The 26,179-nt window shown below is 71.3% G+C and carries 22 protein-coding genes; 5 read left to right on the top strand and 17 right to left on the bottom strand.

Going from position 1 to position 26,179, the window contains the following annotated elements:
- Positions 1–57: 57 nt before the first annotated feature.
- From ruvX to FPZ12_RS40165, 5 genes are all read right to left on the bottom strand, one after another.
- A complete protein-coding gene (ruvX, locus tag FPZ12_RS40145; RefSeq protein WP_144756711.1) occupies positions 58–549 on the bottom strand; it encodes a Holliday junction resolvase RuvX in 492 nt (163 codons plus the stop codon).
- Positions 546–3,206 (bottom strand): alanine--tRNA ligase, encoded by a 2,661-nt coding sequence (alaS, locus tag FPZ12_RS40150; RefSeq protein WP_144756709.1) that lies wholly within the window; start codon positions 3,204–3,206, stop codon positions 546–548. Before alaS ends, ruvX begins: the two co-directional genes overlap by 4 nt.
- An 84-nt stretch (positions 3,207–3,290) precedes the next feature.
- Positions 3,291–3,593 carry a hypothetical protein gene (locus tag FPZ12_RS40155; protein WP_144756707.1) on the bottom strand — a complete coding sequence of 101 codons (303 nt, stop codon included), beginning with the start codon at positions 3,591–3,593 and terminating at the stop codon, positions 3,291–3,293.
- Positions 3,590–3,994: a DUF948 domain-containing protein gene (locus FPZ12_RS40160; RefSeq protein WP_144756706.1), complete on the bottom strand. Its 405-nt coding sequence runs from the start codon at positions 3,992–3,994 to the stop codon at positions 3,590–3,592. Before FPZ12_RS40160 ends, FPZ12_RS40155 begins: the two co-directional genes overlap by 4 nt.
- Positions 3,995–4,085: 91 nt before the next feature.
- Positions 4,086–4,937 carry an NAD(P)-dependent oxidoreductase gene (locus FPZ12_RS40165; protein ID WP_144756704.1) on the bottom strand — a complete coding sequence of 284 codons (852 nt, stop codon included), beginning with the start codon at positions 4,935–4,937 and terminating at the stop codon, positions 4,086–4,088.
- A gap of 51 nt (positions 4,938–4,988) precedes the next feature.
- Here FPZ12_RS40165 and FPZ12_RS40170 point away from each other — a divergent pair, with 51 nt between their 5' ends.
- Entirely contained in the window at positions 4,989–5,669 is a 681-nt protein-coding gene (locus FPZ12_RS40170; RefSeq protein ID WP_144756702.1) for an SDR family NAD(P)-dependent oxidoreductase, read from the top strand.
- The gene (locus FPZ12_RS40175; protein WP_144756700.1) at positions 5,666–6,697 is read left to right on the top strand and encodes an S-adenosylmethionine:tRNA ribosyltransferase-isomerase; all 1,032 of its coding nucleotides are present in this window, start codon (positions 5,666–5,668) and stop codon (positions 6,695–6,697) included. The genes FPZ12_RS40170 and FPZ12_RS40175 overlap by 4 nt, the downstream gene beginning before the upstream one ends.
- 256 nt (positions 6,698–6,953) lie before the next feature.
- Here the strand turns inward: FPZ12_RS40175 and FPZ12_RS40180 are convergent, their stop codons facing one another.
- The 7 genes from FPZ12_RS40180 to FPZ12_RS40210 form a co-directional block, all read right to left on the bottom strand.
- Positions 6,954–8,543: a purple acid phosphatase family protein gene (locus FPZ12_RS40180; protein WP_144756698.1), complete on the bottom strand. Its 1,590-nt coding sequence runs from the start codon at positions 8,541–8,543 to the stop codon at positions 6,954–6,956.
- A 100-nt stretch (positions 8,544–8,643) separates the two neighbouring features.
- Positions 8,644–10,008, bottom strand: a complete 1,365-nt coding sequence (locus tag FPZ12_RS40185; RefSeq protein WP_144756696.1) for a replication-associated recombination protein A — start codon at positions 10,006–10,008, stop codon at positions 8,644–8,646.
- A gap of 83 nt (positions 10,009–10,091) precedes the next feature.
- Positions 10,092–10,955 carry an SGNH/GDSL hydrolase family protein gene (locus FPZ12_RS40190; RefSeq protein WP_424923696.1) on the bottom strand — a complete coding sequence of 288 codons (864 nt, stop codon included), beginning with the start codon at positions 10,953–10,955 and terminating at the stop codon, positions 10,092–10,094.
- A gap of 83 nt (positions 10,956–11,038) precedes the next feature.
- Positions 11,039–12,196 (bottom strand): phosphotransferase, encoded by a 1,158-nt coding sequence (locus FPZ12_RS40195; RefSeq protein ID WP_144756694.1) that lies wholly within the window; start codon positions 12,194–12,196, stop codon positions 11,039–11,041.
- Positions 12,197–12,372: 176 nt separating this feature from the next.
- Complete coding sequence (gene aspS, locus FPZ12_RS40200; protein ID WP_144756692.1) at positions 12,373–14,154, bottom strand: aspartate--tRNA ligase; 1,782 nt, start codon at positions 14,152–14,154, stop codon at positions 12,373–12,375.
- Positions 14,155–14,271: 117 nt separating this feature from the next.
- Positions 14,272–16,035 carry an intein-containing Rv2578c family radical SAM protein gene (locus FPZ12_RS40205; protein WP_208026176.1) on the bottom strand — a complete coding sequence of 588 codons (1,764 nt, stop codon included), beginning with the start codon at positions 16,033–16,035 and terminating at the stop codon, positions 14,272–14,274.
- A gap of 31 nt (positions 16,036–16,066) precedes the next feature.
- A complete protein-coding gene (locus FPZ12_RS40210; protein WP_144756690.1) occupies positions 16,067–16,684 on the bottom strand; it encodes a TetR/AcrR family transcriptional regulator in 618 nt (205 codons plus the stop codon).
- Positions 16,685–16,734: 50 nt separating this feature from the next.
- Here FPZ12_RS40210 and FPZ12_RS40215 point away from each other — a divergent pair, with 50 nt between their 5' ends.
- Positions 16,735–17,058 carry an antibiotic biosynthesis monooxygenase family protein gene (locus tag FPZ12_RS40215; protein WP_144756688.1) on the top strand — a complete coding sequence of 108 codons (324 nt, stop codon included), beginning with the start codon at positions 16,735–16,737 and terminating at the stop codon, positions 17,056–17,058.
- Positions 17,059–17,128: 70 nt separating this feature from the next.
- Positions 17,129–18,589, top strand: coding sequence for a benzaldehyde dehydrogenase (locus tag FPZ12_RS40220; RefSeq protein ID WP_144756686.1), 1,461 nt, complete (start codon positions 17,129–17,131; stop codon positions 18,587–18,589).
- A 3-nt stretch (positions 18,590–18,592) separates the two neighbouring features.
- Here the strand turns inward: FPZ12_RS40220 and FPZ12_RS40225 are convergent, their stop codons facing one another.
- The 5 genes from FPZ12_RS40225 to FPZ12_RS40245 all read right to left on the bottom strand — a co-directional run bounded on the left by FPZ12_RS40225 (position 18,593) and on the right by FPZ12_RS40245 (position 25,473).
- A complete protein-coding gene (locus FPZ12_RS40225) occupies positions 18,593–20,308 on the bottom strand; it encodes a thiamine pyrophosphate-requiring protein (RefSeq protein ID WP_144756684.1) in 1,716 nt (571 codons plus the stop codon).
- Positions 20,305–21,837 (bottom strand): solute symporter family protein, encoded by a 1,533-nt coding sequence (locus FPZ12_RS40230; RefSeq protein ID WP_144756682.1) that lies wholly within the window; start codon positions 21,835–21,837, stop codon positions 20,305–20,307. Before FPZ12_RS40230 ends, FPZ12_RS40225 begins: the two co-directional genes overlap by 4 nt.
- Positions 21,834–22,076, bottom strand: coding sequence for a DUF485 domain-containing protein (locus FPZ12_RS40235; protein ID WP_144756680.1), 243 nt, complete (start codon positions 22,074–22,076; stop codon positions 21,834–21,836). Before FPZ12_RS40235 ends, FPZ12_RS40230 begins: the two co-directional genes overlap by 4 nt.
- Positions 22,077–22,174: 98 nt before the next feature.
- The gene (locus FPZ12_RS40240; protein ID WP_144756678.1) at positions 22,175–24,235 is read right to left on the bottom strand and encodes a WD40 repeat domain-containing serine/threonine protein kinase; all 2,061 of its coding nucleotides are present in this window, start codon (positions 24,233–24,235) and stop codon (positions 22,175–22,177) included.
- A 95-nt stretch (positions 24,236–24,330) separates the two neighbouring features.
- Positions 24,331–25,473 carry an FAD-dependent oxidoreductase gene (locus FPZ12_RS40245; RefSeq protein ID WP_144756676.1) on the bottom strand — a complete coding sequence of 381 codons (1,143 nt, stop codon included), beginning with the start codon at positions 25,471–25,473 and terminating at the stop codon, positions 24,331–24,333.
- Between the two features lie 111 nt (positions 25,474–25,584).
- Here FPZ12_RS40245 and FPZ12_RS40250 point away from each other — a divergent pair, with 111 nt between their 5' ends.
- The gene (locus FPZ12_RS40250) at positions 25,585–26,172 is read left to right on the top strand and encodes a TetR/AcrR family transcriptional regulator (RefSeq protein WP_144756674.1); all 588 of its coding nucleotides are present in this window, start codon (positions 25,585–25,587) and stop codon (positions 26,170–26,172) included.
- Positions 26,173–26,179: the final 7 nt, after the last annotated feature.

A 26,179-nucleotide genomic window follows, 5' to 3' on the forward strand; every position in this document is an offset into this window, starting at 1 on the left:
CACCCCCGGGCGGCCTGCGTCGGCCGCCCGGGGGTGGGGGCGGCGGTAGGTCTCGGCTCACTGTCGGCCCTCCCGAGCCAGGTACGCGGCCCGGCCGTCCAGCCAGCCCTGCAGAATTTCCACCGCGGCGGCCTGGTCGACCACCGCGCGCTGCTTGCGCCCCCGAACCCCGCGCTGCGCCAGCATGCGGGCCGCGCTCACTGTGGTCAAGCGTTCGTCGGCCAACCGTACCGGAACCGGAGAGATACGGTCGGCGACCCTGGCCGCGTAGGCAACGGCGATCTCGGCCGCCGTGCCGTGGCGGTCCGCGAGGGTCCTCGGCAATCCCACGATCACCTCCACCACGTCGTGCTCGGCGACGAGCCCCGCGAGCTGGTCCAGATCGCTCTCGGCCCGTTCGTCCCGCGACAGGGTAACGAGCGGGGTTGCCAGGAAGGGGGCGGGATCGCTCAGCGCGACCCCGACCCGGACGGAACCGACATCCACGGCAAGCCTCCGGCCGGCCCCGGGATCCTGCTCCCCGGGCCGGTCGGCTTCCGGCGCGTTCACCCGCCGGCGACCGCGGTCCGCAGCGCGGTGACCGCCTCGTCCACTCCCCCAGGATTGGTGCCGCCGCCTTGGGCCATGTCCGCCTTGCCGCCACCGCGGCCTCCCACCGCGGGAGCGAAGGCGGGCACGAGCTTGCCCGCCGCGAAACCCTTGTCGCGCGCGGCTTCCGTGGTAGCGACCACGAAGCTGACTTTTTCGCCCTGTGGCGCGAAAAGCGCCACCACTCCGGGCCGCGAGCCGAGCTTGGCGCGGACCTCCATCGCGAGCGCGCGCAGGCCGTTCGCGTCGACGCCGCCGTCGACCCGCTCCGCGACCAGCGCCACGCCGTTGACGTCGGAAGCCTTGTCCGCCAGCGATCCCGCCGAGCCGAGCACCTGCTGCGTGCGCAGCTGCTCGATCTCCTTCTCGGCCGCGCGCAGCCGGGAGAGCACGTCGTCGATGCGGCCGGGCAGCTCGGCGGTCGGCACCTTGAGCGTGCTCGCCAGCTGCGAGACCAGCAGCTGCTCCTTGCGGACGTGCTTCAGCGCGTCCTGCCCCACGAGCGCTTCGACGCGGTGCACGCCGGAGCCGATCGACGAGTCGGAGACCAGTTTCACCAGTCCCAGCTCGCCGATGCGGCCGACGTGCGTGCCCCCGCACAGCTCACGCGAGTAGTCGCCCATGTCGACCACGCGGACGTCGTTGCCGTACTTCTCGCCGAACAGCGCTATCGCGCCGAGCTCGAGCGCCTTGTCCTTGGTGGTGACGTAGGACTGCACCTCGACGTCGGTCTGGAGGTAGTCGTTGACCTCCTCCTCGACCTCGGTGAGGATGTCCGCCGACACCGGGCCCGGGGTGGTGAAGTCGAACCGCATCCGGCCCGGCGAGTTCAGCGAACCGGCCTGCGCGGCGCGGCGGCCGTACGCGCCGCGGACGGCGGCGTGCACGAGGTGCGTGGCGGAGTGGGACCGCTCGATGGAACCGCGGCGGCCCGCGTCGACCGAGCCCGTCACCTCGGTGTCGAGGCCGATCTCGCCCTCGGTCACCTCGACGCGGTGCACCCACAGCCCGGGCACGATCTTCTGCACGTCGAGGACCTTGGCCTCGCCGCCTTCGCCGACGAGCACGCCGGTGTCGGCGACCTGGCCACCGCTCTCCGCGTAGAACGGGGTGCGGTCCAGGATCAGCTCGGCCTTGTCCCCGGCCTTGACGCTGCGCACGCCCTGTCCGTCCTTGAGCAGGCCGATGACCCGCGAGGCCGACTGCAGGTCGGTGTAGCCGAGGAAGTCCGTCTCGCCGTGCTTCTCGAGCAGCTCGCGGTAGACCGACAGGTCGCCGTGGCCCTTCTTACGGGACGCGGCATCGGCCTTCGCGCGCTGGCGCTGCTCCTCCATCAGGCTGCGGAAGCCCTCTTCGTCGACCTCGAGGCCCTGCTCGGAAGCCATCTCCAGGGTCAGGTCGATCGGGAAGCCGTAGGTGTCGTGCAGCTGGAAGGCCTTGTCCCCGGCCAGCACCGAGCCACCCGAGGACTTGGTCTGCTCGGCGGCGAGGTCGAAGATGCGCGAACCGCTGGTGAGCGTGGCGAGGAAGGTCTCCTCCTCCACGCGCATCACGTCGCTGATGCGGTCGAAGTCGCGGGCGATCTCCGGGTACGACGGCGCCATCGCGTCCCGCACCACGGCCGCGAACTCGGGCAGCACCGGCTCGTGCACGCCGAGCAGGCGGATGGAGCGCACGATCCGGCGCAGCAGGCGGCGCAGCACGTAGCCGCGCGCCTCGTTGCCCGGGGTCACGCCGTCGCCGATCAGCATCACGCCGGAGCGGGCGTGGTCGGCGATCACGCGGAAGCGGACGTCGTCGGTGTGGTCGGAGCCGTAGCGGCGGCCGGAGAACTCCTCGGCCTTCGCGATCACCGGGCGCACCAGGTCGGTCTCGTAGACGTTGTCCACGCCCTGGAGCAGGTACGCGACGCGCTCGACGCCCATGCCGGTGTCGATGTTCTTCTTCGGCAGCGACCCCAGCACCGGGCCGCCCTTCTTCGGGCTGACGTCCCCGCGGACGTCCTGCATGAAGACCAGGTTCCAGATCTCCAGGTAGCGGTCCTCGTCCATCGCCGGGCCGCCCTCGCGGCCGTGCTCGGGCCCGCGGTCGTAGTAGATCTCGGAGCAGGGCCCGCCGGGACCGGGAACGCCCATGTCCCAGTAGTTGTCGTCGGCGCCGCGCAGCTGGATGCGCTCCTCGGGGATGCCGGTGGCCTTGCGCCACAACGCGGTGGTCTCCGCGTCGTGCTCCCACACGGTGGCCCACAGCTTGTCCGGGTTCAGCCCGAAGCCGCCGTTCTCGACCGAGTTGGTGATCAGCTCCCAGGCGTTGGAGATGGCGCCTTCCTTGAAGTAGTCGCCGAAGGAGAAGTTCCCCGCCATCTGGAAGAAGGTGTTGTGCCGGGTGGTCTTGCCGACCTCGTCGATGTCGCCGGTGCGCACGCACTTCTGGATGCTGGTCGCGCGCGGGTACGGCGGCGGGACCTCACCGAGGAAGTACGGCTTGAACTGCACCATGCCCGCGTTCACGAACAGCAGCGTCGGGTCGTCCAGGATGAGCGACGCGCTGGGCACGCGGGTATGGCCCTTCGACTCGAAATGGTCGAGGAAGCGCTTGTTGATCTCGTGTGTTTCCACTGGTCTTTTCCTTGGGCCTGGCGGCAGGGCGCGCGAGCGCCGCGCCGGGAATCGGGGTGCGGCGACGGCGGAGAGCGGGCGTGGTCAGCTCTCCGCCCGGCGCGCTCGCGCCGGACGGGGGCGCGCGGCGTGGCGGCCTTCGAGCGGCCGGGCCACCGGGACCCCGGAAGCGTGCTCCACCACTTCGCGCAACTCCTGCTCGCGTTCGCTCATCCCGGCGCGGATGTCCGCGCCGAACGACCCGATGGCGCCTGCCAGCTCCGACACGGCGTCACCCAGGTTCGAGGCCAGCCCCGCGGGAGTGGCCTGACGAGCCGTCTTGTTGGCTTTGCGGGAGATCGCGACACCGGTCGCGACGCCCACCCCCATCCAGAATAACCGCTTCATGACGTGGCCTTCCCGCCACGGCGCGTGTGCCGGCCCTCCGCGCCCGTCTTCGCCTTGCGGCGGGCGCGGATCGCTTTGCTCACGCCGTAGGAGAACGCGGCGGTCTTGACCAGCGGGCTGCCCAGCGTGGCCGTGAAGACCGACGACAGCGCCGACACGTTGCCGCTGACGGCCTGCGCGTTGGCCGTGATCCCGTCCACCCGCTCGAGCTGGGTGTTGACGTGCGTGATCGTGTCGTTCGCGCCGATCAGCAGCGGGTCGGTGTTCTCGTGCGCCTTGCGGATCGCGATCGTGGCCTCGTCCAGCGTGCGGCCGAGCTTGATCAACGGGATCGCCAGCAGCACCACCAACAGCACGAATGCACCAGCGGCGATCAGCGCGGCGATCTGCCCTGCCGACACGGGTTCCTCCTCGTAAAGGCGGCGGCTCGGATGCCGGTCAGGCTACCGTGCGTCGCGCGTGGAGGCCGGTCGGGCCTGCCGCGCGTCGCGGTCAGCGTGTGCCGTAATAGAGCGCGGCCATGTCTTCGTCGCCGTGACCCTGCTCGATGGCCTTTTCCAGATGGGCGAGCGCGGCGCGCGCGGCGCCGAGATCGGGGTGACCGTCGCCGGCCGCGCCGAGCACGAGGCGCGCGTCCTTGGCGGCGTGCTTCGCGGGGAAGGCCAGCGGGTACTCGCCCGAGATCATCGCGCCGCCCTTGAGGTGGGCGTAGGGCACGTCGAGGGCGCCGCCTTTGATCGACTCCAGGAACAGTTTCGGGTCCACGCCGAGGGTTTCGGCGAGCGCGACGCTTTCCGCGGTCGCGTTGGTCAGCGCGAGCACCCACGCGTTGGCGACGAGCTTGAGCCTGCTGGCCGCGCCGGTCTCGCCGACCCAGATCGTGCGGCCGCCGACGGCATCGAACACCGGGGCGCAGCGCTCGCGCAGCTTGTCGGGGCCGGCGCCGAGCACAACGAGTTTTCCTTGTTCCGCAGGCTGTTTCGTGCCCAGCACGGGCGCGTCCACGAACGCCAGGCCCGCTTTGCCCGCCAGCGCGGCGAGCTTGCCCGTCCACTCGTCCCCGACCGTGCTCATCTGCACCCACACCGCGTCCGCGGGAATCTCGCCGAGCGCGCCGGACACGACCTCGTGCACGGTGGGCCCGTCGGAAAGCATGGTGAGCACGAAATCCGCGCCCCGGACGGCTTCCGCGGCGGAGTCACAGACCTGCGCGCCCTGCTCCCCCAGCGGTTCGGCCTTCACGCGCGTGCGGTTCCACGCGCGCACCGACAGCCCGGCCCCGAGCAGGTTGGCCGCCATCGGCCGCCCCATGATCCCCGTCCCGAGCACGGCCACCGTCGTCATCGCTGGTCCTTTCCTTGACTTCCAGTTAGGTCGAGGTTTCATCCTGGGCTCATGACCACAGCGCAGCCGACCGCGGTCGTCACCGGCGCCTCCCGCGGCCTCGGCCTGGCCTTGACCAGGGAGCTTTCGCGGCGTGCCTGGCACGTCGCCGCCGACGCCCGCCGGCCGGGCCCGGAACTCACGAGCCTGCCCGGTGTCACCTTCGTCCCCGGCGACGTTACCGACCCCGCGCACCGGCGGCAGCTCGCCGAAACGACACACCATGGCGTGAACCTGCTCGTGAACAACGCGAGCGCGCTCGGCCCGAGCCCGATGCCCCGGCTCGCGGACTACCCGCTCGCGGAGCTCGAACACGTCTACGCCGTCAACACGTTCGCGCCGCTCGCGCTCGTCCAGCTGCTCCTGCCCGGGCTTCGCGCGGCGCGCGGCCGGATTCTCGACATCAGCTCCGACGCCGCCGTCGAACCGTACGAAGGCTGGGGCGGCTACGGCTCCTCGAAGGCGGCGCTGGACCAGCTGACCGCGATCCTCGCCGCGGAGGAACCGGAGATCCGGGTCTACTCCGTCGATCCCGGCGACATGAACACCGCGATGCACCAGCTGGCGTTTCCCGGCGAGGACATCTCCGACCGGCCGAGCCCGGAAACGGTCGTGCCCGCCCTGTTCCGGCTCATCGAGGGTGACCTGCCCAGCGGCCGCTACCGGGCCGCCGACCTCGGGGTGCCGGCATGACGATCGAGTTCTCGCTCCCGCCGGACAGCGAAGCCGGCAGCCCGCCCGAACGCCGCGGCCTGTGCCGGGACGGCGTGCGGCTGCTGGTGGCGCAGGCCGGAAAACCCATCGAGCACCGGCATTTCCGGGATCTGCCGTCGTTCCTGGCGCCCGGCGACCTCGTCGTGGTGAACACTTCGGCGACGCTGCCCGCGGCCGTGGACGCGCGCCGGGAGGACGGGAGCCGCGCCCCGCTGCACGTGTCTACCCCGCTGGACGACGGCAGCTGGGTGGTCGAGATCCGGCTGCTCGACGGCAGCGGGCCCGACCTCACCGCCCGCCGCGGCGACGTGCTGACACTGCCCGGCGAGATCCAGCTGACGCTCGAGAATCCTTACCCGGAGCCGAAAGCGCAGATCTCCCGGCTGTGGCGGGCGATCCCGGATCCGGCCGTCGCGGCCCGCGACTACCTGCCCCGGCACGGTCGGCCGATCGGCTACGGCTACCTCGCCGGGCGCTATCCGCTCGGCGACTACCAGACCGTGTACGCGACCGAGCCGGGCAGCGCGGAGATGGCGAGCGCGGGCCGCCCGTTCACCGAACCGCTGCTGGTGCGGCTGATGGCGCGCGGGGTGACCGTCGCCCCGGTCGTGCTGCACGCCGGGGTGTCCAGCCCGGAACTGCACGAACCTCCCACCAGGGAAAGGTTTTCCGTGCCGGGCGCCACCGCGCGCCTGGTGAACCTGGTGCGCGCGGCCGGCGGGCGGATCGTCGCGGTGGGCACCACCGTGGTGCGGGCGCTGGAAAGCGCCGCGCCGGACGGCGAGGTGCGCGCCGCGACCGGGTGGACCGGGCTCGTGCTCGGCCCGGACCGCCCGGCTCGGGTGGTGAACGGCCTCGTCACGGGCTTGCACGCGCCCGAGGCCAGCCACCTCCTCCTGCTCGAAGCGGTGGCCGGCCGCGGGCTGGTCGAAGCCGCGTACGAGGCCGCCGTCGACCGCCGCTACCTCTGGCACGAGTTCGGCGATTCGACGTTGTTCCTCCCCTAGTGTTTCGTGTTTCGTGACCCTGTCCGGTTTATGTTGCCGTGTTTGCCCGTGCGGTCGGTGAGTTTGCCCGCTGCGTCACTGATTTTGCCGGTCCGGTCGCTGAGTTTGCCCACGGCGGCAGCGGTCGGCCAACTCGGCCACGCCCCGAGCCAACTCGGCGACGCCCCGAGCCAACTCGGCGACGCCAGGGGCCAACTCGGCGCCCTGGCGGGCAAACACACCCGCGCGTCAAGACCACAAGATCACGAGACACTAGTTACTCGTCGCCGGAGTCGGAGCCCACGCCGATGTGGCTGAATCCGCGCTGGAGCCCCGCGGTGCGCTCGATCGTGAACCGGTCGATCTCGGTGCCGTCCTCCTTCAGCGCCCGCAGGGTCAGCGTCGTCTTGCGGCCGCGGAAGGCCGGTTCGACGTCGATCGCGACGAACGAGTAGCCCGTGTAGCGCACGCGGGACCAGGTGATGGTCTCCGTGACCTTCGTGCCGTCGGGGCTCCAGTAGTACGAAGGCACCTCGGTGTGCGGGGTCTCGTGGCCGAGGTACGAGTCGGCCACCGGGAAGCTGTACAGGCTCCGTCCACCACCGCCGACGGTCGCGTACACCGTGCCGTCGCGGTCCGGGTCCACGCTGCCGCCGATGGGCACCGGGCGCGTGACGTGGTTGGCGCGCAAGGCGTCGCTGCGCTCGTACACGTGGTTGTGCCCGTTGATCACCAGGTCCACGTGGTACTGGTCGAACAGCGGCACCCAGTCCGCGCGGACCCCGCCCTCGGAGGCGTGCTGGTTGGTCGTGGAGTAGGCGCAGTGGTGGAAGAACACCACGATGAAGTCCACATCGGACTGCAGCCGGAGGAACTTCAGGCGGCGCTTGAGCCACGCGGTCTGCCCGCCGGAGGAGTAGCCGCGGTTGGCCTGGATCTCGTTCGACACGTCGTTGGCGTCGAGCGAGATCACGCCGACGTTGCCGTAGATGAACGAGTACACGCTCGGGCAGTCCGAGGGCCCGGAACCCGGGAAGTCCCAGCGCGCGATCTGGCCGCCGTAGCCGTCCGGCGAGTACAGCGCCTCCATGTCGTGGTTGCCGGTGGTGACCATCCACGGCACGGACGCGGCGACCGGCTCGATCTGGGCGAGGTAGGAGTCCCACACCGAGGGGTCGAAGACGTCGTGCGCCGGATCGGCGACCGGGCCGATCGGCAGGCCCGCGCCCGAGGGGTCGGCGTAGGCGATGTCGCCAGCCAGCAGGTGGAAAGCCGGGTTCTGCTTCGCGATCGTGCCGTCCTGCGCGAGCGCGTGCGCGCTCACGCCCTGGTCTCCGAAGGCGGTGAAAGTGAAGCGCTCACTGGGAAATCCGCGCGCGGGCGCGGTCTCGAAGGGATAGCCGGACGTGCCGGTGGGGTCGTAGCCGTCGTGCCCCACGATGTAGCGGTAGCTGCCGCCGGGCCGCAGCTTGTCCGCTTCGGCGTGCACGTAGAACTGGTCGCGCGGCGCGATCACGCCTGCCACCTCGGAGTGCAGCACGCGCAGCTCGGCCGGGATCTTGTGGCTCCACTGGCCGTTCCGCTCGGCGATGCGGACGAACGGGTTGCGCACCGCGGTGGGGACCTGCCAGCCGAAGCGGACGGAGGTGCGCGGGTTGCGCCCGAAGGCGAGGTGACGGCCGGTGGGGACGACCTGGTCACCGGCGGCGTACGCGGCCTGCGGCAGCAGGATCGGCCCGGCCGCGAGCAGCGCGCCGCCCGCGGCCGCGCCCTTCAGCAGGGACCGGCGGCTGAGGTACTCGTGCTGCTCGGCGATGGAGAGCCGGGATGCGAGTGTGTCGGGGAGGCCTACTCTCGGGATTTCCATGGGCGCATATTCGCCGCCGCGCATGCCCTGCCCGGGACTTCGGGCTGAACGGCGGGCATACAGTCGGCCAGCCACCGGTCAACACCCGGTAAAAGCTCCTTTACTCGCCCCGGATGGTGCGGCGCAGCTTCGGCACGCGCTCGGCCAGCGGCCGCTCGCCGCCGCGCTGGGTCGGCTCGTAGTAGTCCCGGCCGACCAGCTCGTCCGGCGGATACTGCTGGCGCAGCACGCCTTCCGGCACGTCGTGCGGATACCGGTAGCCCTGCGCGTTGCCGAGTTTCGCCGCGCCCGCGTAGTGCCCGTCGCGCAGATGCGGCGGCACCGTCCCGATCCGCCCGGCGCGCACGTCGGCCAGCGCGGCGTCGATCGCCGTGACCACCGCGTTGGACTTCGGCGCGGTGGCGAGGTGGATCGTCGCCTGCGCGAGCGCGAGGCGGCCTTCGGGCATGCCGATGAACTGCACCGCGTGCGAGGCCGCGACCGCCGCCTGCAACGCCGTCGGATCGGCCAGCCCGATGTCCTCGCTGGCGTGCACGACGAGCCGGCGCGCGAGGAACCGCGGGTCCTCCCCCGCCTCGATCATCCGCGCCAGGTAGTGCAGCGCCGCGTCCACGTCGGACCCGCGGATGGACTTGATGAACGCGCTGATCACGTCGTAGTGCTGGTCGCCGTCGCGGTCGTAGCGCACCGCCGCCTTGTCCACAGTGGACTCGACGGTGGCGAGGCCGATCGTGCGGTGCTCGGTGGCCGCCGCCGCGTCGGCCGCCGCCTCCAGTGCCGTCAGCGCCCGGCGCGCGTCGCCGGATGCCAGGCGCACCAAGTGTTCCTCGGCCTCATCGGTCAGTTCGAGTTCGCCGCCGAGGCCGCGTTCGTCGGCCAGCGCGCGGTGGATCAGGCCGCGCACGTCCTCGTCCGTCAGCGGGCGCAGCTGCAGCACCAGCGAGCGCGAGAGCAACGGGGAGACGACCGAGAACGACGGGTTCTCCGTGGTGGCGGCGACGAGCAGGACCGTCCTGTCCTCGACCGCGCCGAGCAGCGCGTCCTGCTGGGTCTTGGAAAACCGGTGCACCTCGTCGATGAACAGCACCGTGTTCTCGGAGTTGTACATCCGGCGCCGCCGGGCCTCCTCGATGACCCCGCGCACCTCCTTCACCCCGGCCGACAACGCGGACAGCGCCACGAAACGGCGGCCGGTGGCCGTGGAGACGAGGTTCGCCAGCGTGGTCTTTCCCGTGCCGGGCGGACCGTAGAGCAGCACCGACGCGGGCGCGGCGCCCTCCACGAGCCTGCGCAGCGGCGCGCCTTCCCGCAGCAGATGCTGCTGGCCGACCACCTCGTCGAGCGTCCGCGGGCGCATCCGCACGGCCAGCGGCGAGCCGGGCGGCACCACGGGCCGGGCGGGCTCGCCCACCGGATCCGGCGGGCTCACCTCGGGGTTGACGGTGAAGAGTTCGTCCTGCTGCACATCTCCCACCGTAATGGCGAGGTCCGACATCACCGCCGCAGGACTTCGCGGACCTGGCTCAGCAGGCGTTTCAGTGCGACCGGTTACGAGGCCCGCTGGACCGGCGCCGGGGCGGACTCGACCGGAGGCACCGGCGGCAAGGGCTGATCGTCCCGCCACGCCGCGACGGCCGCGGCGAACAGGATGCTGAAGGCGTAGGGCAGCAGGTCCCGGCCCCGCCGCCACAGCCACGGAAGCCCTTTCAGCACAAGCCATCCGACGTGGTCGATGGTGCGCGGCCGGATGCCGCCGGAGCACTCCAGGCTCACCGGCTCCGCCACCAGCACGCCGTGTCCCGCCAGCGCCGTGGTCAGCCCGTCGGCGAGCATCCGGTGCCCGAGTTCGGACGGGTGCAGCCGGTCCACGCTCCACGACGCCAGGTCGTAGGCGCCGGGCAGCGCGTCGAGGTCGAGGCAGGGCAGGTCGTGCCGCGCCACCACGGACTCGATCGCCGCGTTCAGCTCGTCGATGCGCGCCTTCAGCGCACGGTGGATCGGGCCCGGCAGCCGGAAAACGCGGCCGTGGTCGTGGAAGCGCACCGGCACGACGATGGTGCCGAGCCCGGCCAGCGTGGCCACCACCTGCTCGAGGTCACGGGCGATCGAACCCGCGTCGAAATCCGAGCGCAGGGTGTCGTTCATCCCGACGATCACCAGCGCCACGTCCGGCCGGTGCGCGGCCGCCGCGGGCAGCTGGTCGGTCCGCACGCAGTTCATCCGGGCGCCGGTGAAGGCGGTGTTGAGATAACCGCCCGGCGGGATGCCGAGCGCGGCCGCCACGAACGGGCCGACACCGCGCCAGCCACGGCCGGGCACGGGGTCACCGAGGCCCACTGCCGTGGAATCGCCGAGAACTGCCAGCCGCTCGGCCCGGCGGGGTAGAGGGGTCAGGGGGATCTGCTCGCTCACCGCGGTCACGACTACAGACCATCGGACACGCAAGCTCACCAGCGGTGAGCACCGGGTAACGAGCCCGGTACCGCGAGAGGAAATTACCGGAACGCCGGATACAGGGGCAGCTCGAGCGCCGGCCCGAAGCGGGCGTCGAGCGCCTCGGCGACCCTGCCGGCGTACGCGGCCAGCTCGCCGCTCGCGGCCGCTTCGAGGTTGTGCCACCACGTGACGAGCGCGGCGGGTTTGTCGCCGGTGCCGGACAGCGCGCTCCAGGTGTTCACCCAGACCAGCAGCAGCTGGTGATCCAGCAGATGCGCGGACAGCACCTCGTTGTCCGCCAGTCCCGGCCACACCTGCGTGACCTCGGCGCTCCACGCCGCGACCATCGCCTCGCTCATGCCCGCGGGCAGCGCCCGCGGCTCGGCGCAGGACGCGAACGGCACGCGCAGGTGCGCGGCGTCGATCAGCGCGTTGCGCACGCGGCCGCGTTCGAAGTCGAGGAACCGCACCCCGCCGCTGGTGACGAGGTTGTTGTCCGGGCTGAGATCCACCGGGCTGAACGCGCGGTACAGCAGGGATTTGGCCCGCTTCAGCGCGCCCGCCGCGAACTCGCGGACGGCGTCCGGCGTGCTGACGCCGACCTGTTCCGCCAGCAGTCCGGGCAGCTGCTCGCAGGCCGTGACCGGGGTGCTGTCCTCGTGTTTGACCGGGCCGCCGAGGCGGCGCAGCAGCGCGTCGAAATCGGCCTCACGGCCGGCCGTGGTGGCGTGCATGCGGCCGAGGGAACGGGCCCAGGAAAGCAGCGAACGCTCCGCCGCGCGGGCGTCACCGCCACGCAGTTTGTCCTGCAGCGTTGGCGCGCGGCCGAGGTCGTCGATCACCAGCACCCGGCGCGGCCCGTCGTGCGCGAGCAGCTCCGGGCACATCCTGTCTTCCGGGGGCAGCGCGGTGAACAGCTGGTAGCTGACCGCCTCCTGCGCGAACGGGTCCGGCGCGCCCTTCGGGGCAGGCTCCGGGTAGTGCTTGATCACCAGTGTCCGCGGGAGCCCGAAGGGCGAGGTCGCGATACGGGCGCGCACCACCGTCGCGGGGCCCGATCCGGGCAGGACCTCGGGCTCGACCAGGTCGATGGAGCTGCCGAACCGGTGCGCCAGCACCGCTTCACCGGCTTCGACCGCTTGTGCCGCCAAGGTGGTTGCCGCCATTCCGGCTGCGCCTTCGGCGGCGGTGCCTTCTTCGGAAGTGTCCACGGTCATCGTCTTCGACCCTACTAGCGCGCGCACCGGCCTCACCACAAAGAATCGAGCCAAGAACGGTCAAGTAACCCGGGCCGGCCCAAGATCACCGGCGCGACCAGCCCCGCGAGAAGGCCCGGTCACGCGGTGAGAGCCGCCACAGTGGCGCGCCCGCGGGCGCGCCACCGCGCGCCGGTTCAGTTCTGGGGCTGGGGCTTCACCGGCGGCTTGGCGTCGATGCCCGCCTCCTTGCGCTGCTGCGCGGTGATCGGCGCCGGGGCACCGGTCAGCGGGTCGTAGCCGCCGCCGGTCTTCGGGAACGCGATCACCTCGCGCAGCGACTCGGCACCGGCGAGCAGCATGGTGATCCGGTCCCAGCCGAAGGCGATGCCGCCGTGCGGCGGCGGGCCGAACTGGAACGCGTCGAGCAGGAAGCCGAACTTCTCCTGGGCCTCCTCCTCGGACAGCCCCATCACCTCGAAGACCCGCTTCTGCACGTCGGCGCGGTGGATACGGATGGACCCGCCGCCGATCTCGTTGCCGTTGCAGACGATGTCGTAGGCGTAGGCGAGCGCGCTGCCCGGGTCCTGCTCGAACTTGTCGATCCACTCCGGGGTGGGCGAGGTGAACGCGTGGTGCACGGCGGTCCACTTGCCGGAGCCGACGGCCACGTCGTCGCCGATCTCGTCGACCGGGGCGAACAGCGGCGCGTCCACGACCCAGACGAACGACCACTCGTTCTCGTCGATCAGCCCGAGCCGGTGCCCGATCTCCACGCGCGCCGCGCCGAGCAGCGCGCGGGACGACGTCGGCGCGCCGGCGGCGAAGAACACGCAGTCACCCGGCTTGGCGCCGACCTTCGCGGCCAGGCCCTCGCGCTCGGTCTCGGAGATGTTCTTGGCGACCGGGCCGGACAGCGTGCCGTCCTCGCCGATCAGCACGTACGCCAGGCCCTTCGCGCCGCGCTGCTTCGCCCACTCCTGCCAGGCGTCGAGGGTGCGCCGCGGCTGGCTGCCGCCACCGGGCATCACCACGGCGCCGACGTAGGGCGCCTGGAACACGCGGAACGGGGTGTCGGTGAAGTAGTCGGTGAGCTCGGTGAGTTCGAGCCCGAAGCGCAGGTCCGGCTTGTCCGTGCCGTACTTGGCCATCGCGTCGGCGAAGGTGATCCGCGAGATCGGCCGGGGCACCTCGTGCCCGATCAGCTTCCACAGCGCGGCGACGATGTCCTCGCCGACCTTGATCACGTCGTCCTGCTCGACGAAGCTCATCTCGATGTCGAGCTGGGTGAACTCCGGCTGCCGGTCGGCACGGAAGTCCTCGTCGCGGTAGCAGCGCGCGATCTGGTAGTAGCGCTCCATGCCGCCGACCATCAGCAGCTGCTTGAACAGCTGGGGCGACTGCGGCAGCGCGTACCAGGAGCCGGGCCGAAGCCGGGCCGGGACCACGAAGTCCCGCGCGCCCTCGGGCGTGGAACGGGTCATGGTCGGGGTCTCGATCTCGACGAAGTCCTGCGCGTGCAGCACCTCGCGGGCCGCGCGGTTGACCTCGCTGCGCAGCCGCATCGCCGACGCCGGGCCGCTGCGGCGCAGGTCCAGGTAGCGGTACTTGAGGCGGACCTCCTCCCCCACGTCGACCCGGTCGTCGATCGGGAAGGGCAGCACCGCGGCCTCGGACAGCACCTCGAGCCCGGTGGCCAGCACCTCGATCTCGCCGGTGGGGATCTCGGTGTTCTCGTTGCCGTCCGGGCGCTTGCTCACCTCGCCGACGACCTTGACGCAGTACTCCGAGCGCAGCTGGTGCGCGCGCTCGGCCATCTCGCCCTCGCGGAAGACGACCTGGGCGACCCCGCTGGCGTCGCGCAGATCGATGAAGATCACCCCGCCGTGATCGCGCCGCCGGGCGACCCACCCGGTGAGCGTGACGATCTGTCCGGCTTGACCGGCACGCAGGGTGCCGGCTTCGTGGGTGCGTAGCACTGCGGTTGCTCTCCTCGAAGGCAGGTGGCTAGCAGGGGAATTACTGCGCGTCAAGGCTAACGAACGTGCCTGGGGGGCGCGCCACCAGGTTTCTCGGAGTGGTTCTCGGAGCGGTTCTCAGAGCAGCCGCATCTGCTCCGCTCGCGGGGCGGGCTCGGCTTCGCGCGGCTCGGGAACCCGGTGTGACGCCTCGTCTTCCCTGCCGAACCCGTACCGCCGCAGCAACGGCCCGACCCGCGCGGCGAGCGTGCGGCGGTAGCTCGCGTGCGCGTAGCTGCCCCGGCCGTAGATCTTGCGATAGCGCGGGACGAGCGCCGGGAATTCGCGGGCCAGCCATTGCGCGTACCACTCGCGGGCGCCGGGCCGGAGGTGCAGCGCCAGGACCGTCGCGCTGGTGGCGCCCGCGTCGGCGACCGCGGCCAGCAATGCGTCGAGGTGCTCGTCGGAATCGGTGAGCCCGGGCAGCACGGGCGCGATCATCACGCCGCACGGCAGGCCCGCGTCCCGGATCCGCCGCACGAGTTCGAGGCGGGCCTGCGGACTCGGCGTGCCCGGCTCGACGCTCGAGTGCAGTTCCCTGTCCAGCACGGCGATCGACACCCCGAGCCCGACGTCGACCTCCGCCGACACGCTGCTGAGCAACGGGAGGTCGCGGCTGAGCGTGGTGCCCTTGGTGAGGATCGAGAACGGCGTGCCGTGCTCGGCGAAGGCGCGGATGATGCCGGGCATGAGCTGGTAGCGCCCCTCCGCCCGCTGGTACGGGTCGGTGTTCGTGCCCATCGCGACGTGCTCCCCGCGCCACGACGGGCGGCGCAGCTGCGAGGCGAGCACCTCGGCGGCGTTGACCTTCACAACCACCTGCGAGTCGAAATCCGCGCCGGAGTCGAAATCCAGATACGTGTGCGTGTTGCGGGCGAAGCAGTTGTGGCTCACCACGCCGTCGGCGATGAAGTCGCCGGTGCCGGTCGTGATGTCGAACATCGGCAGCTCCACGCCCAGTGACGTCACCGCGCGCACTTCGAGCGAAGCGTCCACCGGGGCGCCGTCGAGCGCGAGCTTCCGCGCCTCCTCCGGGGCGACGGTGTGCAGGAAGCGGAGATGTTCGCCGAGTCCCCCGAGTACTCGCACGCCGCTGTCCTCGATGGCGGCGGAGAAGCCGAGATGCTTGAGCGCCAAGCAGATCGCCTCGGTCGTCTCCGGATCCGTGGCGTGCAGGCGCAGGGTTCCCTCCGCGTACGTGCCCGCCGTGTCGAAGACGCCCGCGAGGAAACCCTTGCGCCCGTGGTCGTCCAGTAGGCCGTCGGTGCCGTGGAGATAGCCGCGGACGTAGGCCTCGTTCCGCTCGGGCGGCGCGGGGAAACCACCGGTGCTCATCACCCGGGCGCCCGCCGTCAGGTGCGGCCGGTTTTCCCCGCCGCTGACGTGTTTCCAGCCTCGGTCGGACAGGAAACGGTGATCACCACCGGCGACCAGCCGCGTGCCGTCCGCCAGCTCGACGCGGTAGGCGGGCTTGCGCGTGCGCCAGTGCGCCAGCACCGTGGTGCGGACGTAGTGCCGCCGAGCGCCCCGCGTCTCGGTGCCGTAGATCTCGTCCCCGACGCGTACGGCGGAGAGGGGTTTCGTGCGGCCGTCGGCCATCAGGATCGGGGTGTCGCCGGACAGGCAGTAGACGCAGGAATGGGAACAACCCCGGTAGGGATTCACCGTCCAGCTGAACGGGACCACGGACTGGCCCGGCACCCGGTTCAGCACCGAACGCGCTCGCACCTCATGGAAAGTGATGCCCTGGAACTCCGGGGAACGCACCGAGCGCACCAATCCGTCGAGCCCGGGCAATGCCTGTTGCGGATCGTTGCCCGCGCGCTGACCGTCCCACCGCATCAGTATAGTCGAACATTCGTTCGATGCAGTGTCAAGGGCGGTCGTCGAACACGTGTTCTTTATCGCTGAGGGCGAACCCGCCGAGCAGGAGATCCGCCACCTGCGCGCCGAGGCGCGCGGGATCCGAGCCGAGGCTCCGGGCGAAGCGCAGCGTCGTGCGCAGCGTGCCGACGATCGCCTGCGGCAGCAACTCCGCGGGCAGATCCGCGCGCAGACTCCCCTCCCGCTGCCCGCGCCGGATCAGCTCGAGTACCGCGCGCTGCATCGCCCCGCTCATCGGCGGCGGCACGGGACGCCGCGCGTCGCCGGGCAGGGGCTGCAGATCCGTGCCCACCGACAGCAGCGGATATCGCCGCGCGATGGCGGCCATCCCGATGATCAGCTCCCGTAACGCTTCCACCGCGCCGAGATCGCGCGCGAGCGTGCCGGTGACCACGCGATGCGCCTCCTCCGCGGCGGCCTCGAAGATCGCCCGCCGCAACGCGTTCTTGTTGGGATAGCGGCGATACACGGTGAGCCGCACGACGCCCGCCTCGTCCGCGACGGCCTGGATGGTCGTCCGCGGATCGGCCGCCAGCAGCCGCGCGGCGGCTTCGAGGATGAGCTGGTCGTTGCGCCGGGCATCACCCCGGCGCCGGGCTTCGGGCACGCGCGTAAGTGTTACACATCTGGCACAGTTCCGGCCCTAGCGTGAGAGCCATGAACATCCTCCCCACCGGCGACGGCATCCTGGCGATCAACGTCTTCACCGTGCGGCCGGAAAACCAGCAGGCACTGGTCGACTGCATCGTCGGGGCCGGTGATCCCGCCGTGATCCCCGGCCTGAAGTCCATGCACCTGCTCCGCAGCGTGGACGGCACGCAGGTGATCAACCAGATGCACTGGGCGGACGAGGAGTCCTTCTCCCGCGCCACCAAGGAAAACGGGCTCATCGCCGCCACCCGCGACAAGGTGGGCGCGCTCATCGAAGGAGCCCGGCCCGGCCGCTACGAGGTGGTTCCCTGGCCGTCTCCCGCTGAGTGAAAGGCCTGCTGCGCGCGATCACGCCTGCCACTTGGATGGTGGCAACGACGACGCGAACGCGGGAGTGACCGTGACCTTTCTCGACGAGGAGAAGTGGACCAGCCGGGTCTTCACCGGCGACTGGACACGCGCGGCGGGCGGAGACGCGCCCGTCGTGGAGCCTGCCACCGGGCAGGAGCTGGGCCGCACCGGGCTCGCCTCCCCGGCGGATGTGAACGCTTCGGCGACACGCGCCGCGGAAGCCCAAAGCGCTTGGGCCGCAACGCCTTTCCAAGAGCGGGCCGCGATCCTGCGGCGTGCGGGCGAGCTGTGGCAGGAGCACGCCGAGGAGCTGAAGGGCTGGCTGATCCGCGAGGCCGGGAGCATCCCCGGCAAGGCGGACTTCGAACTGCACGTGGCCGCGCAGGAATGCTTCGAGGCGTCCGCGCTCCCGTCGCACTCCGTGGGCGAGCTGCTGCCGAGCGAGGCGCCGCGGCTGAGCATGGTGCGCCGCGTGCCCGCCGGGGTCGTCGGCGTGATCTCGCCGTTCAACGCGCCGCTGATCCTCGCCATCCGCTCGGTCGCTCCCGCGCTGGCACTGGGCAACAGCGTCGTGCTGAAGCCGGACCCGCGCACCGCCGTCTGTGGTGGCGTGGCGCTGGCCCGGATCTTCGAGGAAGCCGGGCTGCCCGCCGGGGTGCTGCATGTGCTGCCCGGCGGCGCGGACACCGGCGCGGCGATGGTCGAGGACCCGCACGTCCGCGTCATCTCGTTCACCGGTTCGACGGCGGCCGGGCGCGCGGTGGGCGAACTCGCGGGCAGGCACCTCAAGCGCGCGCACCTGGAACTGGGCGGGAACTCCGCGCTGGTGGTGCTCGAAGACGCCGACCTCGACGCCGCGATGAGCGCCGCCGCCTGGGGTTCCTTCTTCCACCAGGGCCAGATCTGCATGACCACCGGCAGGCACCTGGTGCACTCCTCGCGCTACGACGAGTACGTGGAGCGGCTCGCGGCCAAGGCCGAGCACCTGCCGGTCGGCAACCCCGCCACCGACGAGGTCGCGCTCGGCCCGATCATCGACGCCGCCCAGCGCGACAAGATCCACGGGCTCGTCACCGGCAGCGTCGAGGCGGGCGCCAAACTCGCCGCCGGCGGCACCTACGAGGACCTCTTCTACAAGGCCACCGTGCTCGCCGGGGCCGGCCCGTCCGTGCCGGCGTACGACCAGGAGGTGTTCGGCCCGGTCGCCCCGGTCGCGAAGTTCTCCACTGTGGACGAAGCCGTGCGCCTCGCGTCGGACAGCGAATACGGCCTTTCGCTGGGCATCATCACCGCGGACGTGAACCAGGGCCTCGCGCTGGCGGACCGGATCCCCACCGGTATCGCGCACATCAACGACCAGACGGTCAACGACGAAGCGCTGGCCCCGTTCGGCGGCGTCGCGGCTTCCGGGACCGGCTCGCGGTTCGGCGGCGCGGCGGCCAACATCGAGGCGTTCACGGAGACCCGCTGGGTCACCGCGCGCGGGGACGTCGCGGGCTACCCGTTCTGACCCTCAGACCCGGTCCAGGTGCACGGAAAGCACCGCGGACCGTCCATTTCGGACAGCCTTGAGCGCCTCGTCCAGATCACGCTCGACGTCCGAGGCCACGCGGGTGGTGCGGCCCCACGCGCCACCCGCGGCGGCCGCGATGCCCGGCAGGTCCGCCTCCGGCTCGAAGCTCACGTTGAAGTCGTCGTTGCGCGCGGCCATGCCCTCGGGATGCACCCCCAGCGTGGACAGCTTCGGCGACTTCCAGCCCCGGTTGTCGAGCACGATCGTCAGACTCGGGGCGTGGTACCGGCGCGCGACCCACTGCGCCGAGGAGGGAACGCCGAATAGGTAGGACCCATCGCCCACAATGGACACCACCATGCGCTCCGGCGCGGCCAGCTTCGCGCCGATCGACGCGCCCGCGGCCCAGCCGAGCGAACCGCCGCCGGAGCCGATCAGCGAGCCCGGCAGCCGGCGGTGGATGTGGTCGCATACCGCCTGGTAGCCCGAAATCGCCTCGGTCAGCACCAGCGTCTCGTCGTCGATCGCTTCCCGCACGCAGGCGAGCAGGAACTCGACCGTGATGCGCTCGCCGTTCGTGCGTTCCCGTTCGGCGACGGCATCCTGGTACGCCCGGTGCTCCCCGGCCGCGCGCACTCCGCGATCGGCCACCGCCGACCGGTCGACGCGGCCACGCAAGGCGTCGGCCAGCTGGTTCACGGCGGTGCGGAGATCCGCGCGCGCGAAGCATTCCGCGGGCACGTGCCACAGCGGCATCTGCTCCTTGACCGGGTCCACGTCCACCACGAACAGCCGCGCGGCCGCGTCCGGCCGGTTCTCCGACGGGATCCACGGCACGTCGCTGCCCAGCACCAGCACCACGTCCGCGGCGGCGAGCAACGGGTTCGGCCCGGTGGTGTTCCACTGGAACCCCCAGTGCAGCGGATGCCCGGACGGGAAGTTGAACCACATCGGCACCGACTGGATCACCGGCACCGCGGCCAGCTCGCACAGCCGCACCAGCGCGGGCACGGCTTCCGGGTCACGGCCGAGATAGGACGTGACGATCACCGGGTTCTCCGCCCCGGCAAGGGCTTCCGCGATCAGCTCCACTGTGGACGGTGCCAGCGCGGCCGGCTCGACGGGGGCGAACCACGCGGGATCGGTCTCCTGGCGCGGGATCCCGGACTCCATCACCTCGCGCGCGCCCATCAGGTACACCGGCCCGGCGGGTTCGCTGCGGGCGATCTGCAGCGCACGGAACACCAGCTGCTTCACGTTGTGCCCGGTGCGGATCTCGTTGTCGTACTTGGTGTAGCCGCGCACGATCCCCCGCTGGTCGTGCACGTCCTGGATCCACTGGATGAACTCGTTGCGGCCGCCGGGCAGCTCGCCCTCCTGGGTCACCGGGGACGCGCCGGCGAACACGAGCACCGGTACCCGGCCCTTCGCCGCGTTGTGCAGCATGCCGCCGATGTTCTGCGTGCCGCATTCGACGTGCACCAGCACCGCCTGCGGCTCACCGCTGACCTGCGCGTAGCCCTGCGCCGCGGAGAAGGCGACGCTCTCATGTGGACAGACGACCAGCTCGGGGAACGCCGAAGCCCCGCCGTCCGCCCGCGCGCGGGCGTAGGCCTCGATGAGTCCGGGATGGTCGCTGCCCAGATTCGCGAACAGGTACCGCACACCCGCTTCGCCCAGCGCCTCCAGGAAAGCGGTGCTGGTCGTGTAGGTCACGGAACGACCTCGGCTTCCTTCGCCCTGCCCCGGCGCGGGAAGGCTCGCGCCGCGAGCTCGTCGTAGGGAACTCCTTGCGCCGCGGGGTTTTTGCGGCCGGCGAGACTGCCGAGCCAGCAGCACAGGAACCCGGCGGGCACGGAGACGAGCGCGGGGATGGTGAGCGGGAACAGGTGCGCGGACCCCATCACGTCGGGGCCGATCAGCACGAGCCCGACGGACACCACGAGCCCGCCGACGAGACCCGCCGTCGCGCCGACCCGGTTGAAGCCGCGCCAGTAGATCGTCAGCAGCAGCACCGGCATCGTGGTGCTGGCCGCGATCGCGAACGCCACGTTGGCGAGGAACGCGATGTTCCAGGACTGCAGCCCCAGCGCGAGCAGGATCGCGGCCAGGGAGATGCCCACCCCCGCGACCCGGCTCACGACGAGCTGCCGCCGCGGGCTGACCTGCCCGCCGCGCAACGCCGTGTTGTACAGGTCGTGCGCCACCGCGCCGGACGAGGCGATCGACAACCCGGCCAGCACGGCGAGGATCGTCGCCATCACGACCCCGACCACCACCGCGAACAGCACGTTCCCGCCGACCACCTCGGCGAGCCTGGCCGCGGCGAGGTTGCCCGCCTTGTTGTCGTGCACGATCTGGTCGCGGCCGACTTCGTTCAGCGCCGCGTAGCCGAAAATGGGCAGCAGCAGGAAGAACACCGCGAAGATCCACATCGCGAGCTGCGCGGAACTGCGGGCGGCGCGCGCGTCGCGGACGGTCAGGAAGCGCACCATGACGTGCGGCAGGCCCATGATCCCCAGGGCAAGGCCGAGGTTCAGCGACACGTTGTTGAGCCCCGTGGCGACGCTCGAATGCGAAGGCGTCACGACCGCGGCGCCGTGCGCGCGCTCGGCCTCGATCATCGGGCCGAACGGGTTCCAGCCGGTGCGCGCCATGACGACCACCAGCAGCACCAGCACCGTCGCGATCAGCAGGATCGCCTTGAACACCTGGATGTAGGTGGTGCCGACCATGCCGCCGATCGAGGTGTAGAGGGTCATCAGCACGCCGATCACGATCACCGCCACCGGGAAGCTCACGCCGAGCAGCAGCTGCGCCAGCACGCCCGCGCCGACGAACTGGATCACCATGTACACGATCGAAAGCACGAGCGACGCGATCGCCAGCACCCCGCGCAGCAGCCTGCCGTCGAACCGGGCGGCGACCGCGTCGGCGAGGGTGAAGCGGCCGAGGTTGCGCAGTGGTTCGGCGATCACGAGCATCACCAGCAGGTACGCGATCGGGATGCCCAGCGCGAGGTACACGCCGCTGAACCCGGTGAGCGCCACGGCGCCGGTGATGCCGAGGAACGAGGCGGCGGAGAGCTGGTCGCCCGCGAGCGCGAGCCCGTTCTGCCAGCCCGAAACGCGCCCGCCCGCGACGTAGTGGTCGTCGGTGGTGCGGTTGCGGCGGGCGGCGTAGCTGGTGATCCCGAGCGTGACGGCGACGATGGCCGCGACGAGCACGACGGCGAGGACGTTCACCGGCGGTCCTCCCAGCGGTTGGCCCACCGGGTGTAGAAATGGGCTCCGGCCAAGGGAAACAGGATCGCGAAGGCCGCCGCGACGTACCCCGCGCCCACCGGCCCGACCTTGCCGTCGAACAGCGTCGTGAACGCCGTCAACGCCGGCACGGCCAGGAAGAGCACCAGCCCGGTCAGCCCGCCGATCACGGCGATCCGGCGCCGGGTCACGAGTTCGCTGTTGTCAGGTTCTTCGGCCACCACGTCGTGTCCTCCTGCGTCGTCAGGGGGACAGCATGGCGAGTGGGGCTGGCACGGGGCAACGAGATCGTTTCAATGAACGGGATTCACGGCCATCTCTAGGCGGGCACGGTCCACAGCCGCACGTTCTGGTCCGCCCCCGCGGTGGCGAGGGTCCGCCCGTCGGGGCTGAAGGCGGCGCTGGCGACGCCGTCGATCCTGGCCAGTTCCCTGCCGTCGCCGAGGTCCCGCAGCGTGACGGTTCCGGGTCCGTCGCCGCTCTCGGGGCGAAAATCGATGGTGGCCGCGGTGCGCCCGTCCGGGCTGAGCGCGGCCAGGTAACCCGGGCCACCGGCGAGGGTCACGGGCTGGCGCAGCTGGTTCTGGCTGGCGGTGTCCCACACCCGCACGACCGGGGCCGTGGCCTCCGCGTTCGTGGTGACCAGCCGGGCACCGTCGGAGGTGAACGCGTAGTCGCTCAAACCCCCCGGCACGTCGATCGAGTGGCCGATCTGCTGCTGCCGGGTCCAGTCCCACAGGACGAGTCCGTCGTCCTTGGAGACGGCCATCGTGTGGCCGTCCGGGCTGAACAAGGTGCTGTAGACGGTGTACCTCGAGCCGGTGATCGCGCCGACCTGCTTGCCACTGGCCACGTCCCACAGCCGCAGCACGGTTTCGTGGTCGGGGCTGGGGACGGCCGCGACCCGGCCGTCCCCGGTGAGCATCACCCCGTCCGTGGAGCCACCGGCCTCGACGTCCAGCGTCCCGCCGACCTGGCGCCCGCTGGCCACATCCCATTGCCGCACAACGGCACTCTCCACACCGCGCTCGGCCACGACCAGGGTGCGGCCGTCCGCGCTGAACGCCAGGTCGCTGGGGTTGTCCTCCCCGAACGGACCGAGGATCTGCCCGATCTGGCGCCGGCTGGCCACGTCCCACAGCTGCACGGTCGCGTCGGCGTGGACGGTCGCGAGCGTGTGACCGTCCGGACTGAACTTCGCCAGCAGCACCGGCGTCGCGCTCATGATCACCCCCGCCAGCGGAAGCGCAGGTGAGGACGGGAGCGCCGGGGAGGACGGGAGCGCCTGCGTGGTTTCCGGCGCCGAAAGAGACGGGCTTGCCTGGGGCGACGGCCACAGCGCCCACGTCAGGGAGCCCGCCAGCACCACGGCGGCGGCAGCCGCGGCGTACTTCGGCCAGCCTCGCGAGCGTGGCCCTGGCGGGACTCCAGTGTCCACTTTGGTCTCGATCAGCGTCACCGGGCCGGACTGGAGCGTCGGATTCGGTACAGGGTCGAGGATCCGGGCGACGTCGGCCTGCCGTCCCGCGATCAGCTGGTGCACCCCGGCCGGCCACGGCCGCGACGCCGGAGCGATCTCGCCGATCGACTTCACCAGCCGCGCGGGCGTCGGCCGGTCCGCGGGTTCCTTGGCCAGGCACGGTTCCACGACGCGCCGGACCGCGGCCGGGAGCGCGGACAGGTCGGGGCGGGTCAGCACGACGTTGTTGAGGGTCTGCAGCGTCGACGCGTCGGTGAACGGACTGTCCCCCGCGCAGGCCGCGACGATGACCGAGGCGAACGAGAAGACGTCGCTGGCCGCCGTCACCGGCTCGCCTTTCGCCTGCTCCGGCGACATGAACGCGGGCGAGCCGACCAGCCAGCCCGAGCGGGTCAGGTCTCCGGCCCGGTCCCCGTCGGCGGCCCGGACGATCCCGAAGTCGATCACCCGGGGGCCGTCGTCGGCCAGCAACACGTTGGAGGGCTTGAGATCCCGGTGCACCAGCCCGGCACGGTGGATCTGCACGAGCGCCGCCGCGAGCCCCGCCGCCAGCCGCAGCACCGCTTCCTCCGGCAGCGCGCCGACCGCCGCCACCGTGTCGTGCAAGGAAGGCCCGGGCACGAACACCGACGCCAGCCACGGGGTGGGCGCGTCCGGGTCGGCGTCGACGACCGCGGCGGTGTACGCGCCGGACACCGCGCGGGAAGCGTCCACCTCGCGGCGGAAGCGCGCCCGGAACCCTTCGTCCGCGGCGAACTGCTCGTGCACCAGCTTCACGGCGACCAGCCGCCCGTCCGGCCCGCTGCCCAGCAGCACCCGGCCCATCCCGCCGCGCCCCAGTTCGGCGAGCACCCGGTACGCCCCGACCTGCCGCGGAGCCGACGGACCCAGTGACTGCATGCTGTTCTCCCCAGTGATCCTCACGGAGAGCCGATGATCGCATGGATGTTTGTCCGATAAGGGAAGGATGACAGCTTCCGGTCACCTTTCCCGGCTCAGCGCCGCAGGATGCGGTCGTTGAGCTCCTTCCGGGCGTCGTTCGCGCTGACCCCGCTGCCGTTGTTCAGCGCGGCCGTCAGTTCGACGCAGGCTTGGGCGGCGGCGGCCGCGCGGGGCAGCATCGTGGCTTCGTACGCGCGTACGGCCTCGTCGAGGTCGGCGTGGGAGGCGATGGCGGCGGCGAGGTCCGTGCCGTCGACGAGGGAGAGGTTGGCGCCGATACCCATCGGGGGCATGAGATGCGCGGCGTCGCCGAGCAGCGTGACCCCGGGGACGTGCTCCCACGTGTGCCCGACGGGCAGGACGTGCAGCGCGCGGTTGACGAATTCGCTGCTGTGGCGCAGGAAATCGAGCATCGTGCCGTGCCAGTCGCCGAACACGGTGAGCAGATGCGCGCGCACCGATTCGGGGTCGGCGAGGTCGACCCCGGCGGTGACGTACCAGTCCCGCGGCACGGCGAGCCGGGCGTAGGCAAGGATCTCGCCCGCGCTCGTGCGGTGCACGAACAGGGCTTTGCCGTCGGCTTTCGCGACGAACGAGCCGGGGCCGACCAGCCGCGCCAGCTCGGGGTAGCGAGCGTCGACGTCCTCCAGCCGACACTCGACGAAGCTGTCGCCCAGGTATTCCGGCACCGCCGAGGAGACGGCGGGACGGACGCGCGACCAGGCGCCGTCGGCGCCGACGACGAGGTCGAAGTCCTCGGCCGTCCCGTCCATGAGGGCCGGCCGGGCGCCGCCGCCGGGGAGCGGCGTCACAGCCTCGACCGCGCTCCCCCAGCGGATCACGTTACTGGGCAAGGAATCCAGCAGCAGCGTGCGCAGATCGCCTCGGTCGATCTCGGGCGCGGAGACGTCCCCGGCGCTCGGCGGCTGGTGTAAGACGATCTCCGCGGTGAACGGGTCCACCCCGCGCAGGTCCTGCGCCTCCGGCCGGGCTTTCGCGAGGAACCCGTCGAACAGGCCCACGGCGCGCAGAGCGGCCTGGCCGGTTTCTTCGTGCAGGTCGAGCGTGCCGCCCTGCCAGCGCGCGTCGCGCGACGCCTCCCGCTCGAACACAGTCACGTCGAGGCCGTGCAAGTGGAGCGCGCGGGCGCAGGCCAGCCCTCCCGGACCAGCCCCTACTACAGCGATTCGACTCATGGTGATCACTCCTTCCCGGCGGTGCGGACACCGTCATAAAAGCACACTCACTACAAAAGTGCAATCACTAGTCTTTTGCTGTCGATACACGTTCTTGCTAGGGTTCCTGACGTGGGAGAACCGACCAGCCGCCGCGAACGCAAGAAGGCCCAGACGCGGGAGGCCCTGGCCGACGCGGCCCTGCGCCTGTTCCTCGAACGCGGGTACGACGCGGTGGGCGTGAAGGATGTGGCCGACGCCGCCGACGTGGCCGTGACGACGCTGTTCAAGCACTTCCCGAGCAAGGAAGCACTGGTCTTCGACCGGGACGACGACATCGAAGCGGAACTGCTCGCGGCCGTCCGCGAGCGCGAGCCCGGCCAGAGCATCCCGGGCGCGCTCAAGGAACACTTGCTGGGCGGCGTGATCCAGGTTCCGGGTACGCCCGAGAGCGCCCGGTTCTTCCGGATGGTCGAGGAAACCCCCGCGCTACGCGACTACGCGCACCGCATGTGGCTCCGGCACGAAACCGCGCTGGCGCAAGCGATCGCCGAGGACGTCGGCGCCCCGGAAGGCGACATCGCCTGCGCCGCGCTGGCCCGCTTCGCACTCGAAGCACGCGACCTGGCCCGCCACAGCGACGACGCCGAAGAGGCCCTCACCACGATCTTCGACCTGCTTGAGCAGGGCTGGACGGCGAAAGAGCGCCAGAGGTCCTGACTAGGAG

Origin of the sequence: Amycolatopsis acidicola (assembly GCF_007713735.2) — a bacterium.
Taxonomy (GTDB): domain Bacteria; phylum Actinomycetota; class Actinomycetes; order Mycobacteriales; family Pseudonocardiaceae; genus Amycolatopsis_E; species Amycolatopsis_E acidicola.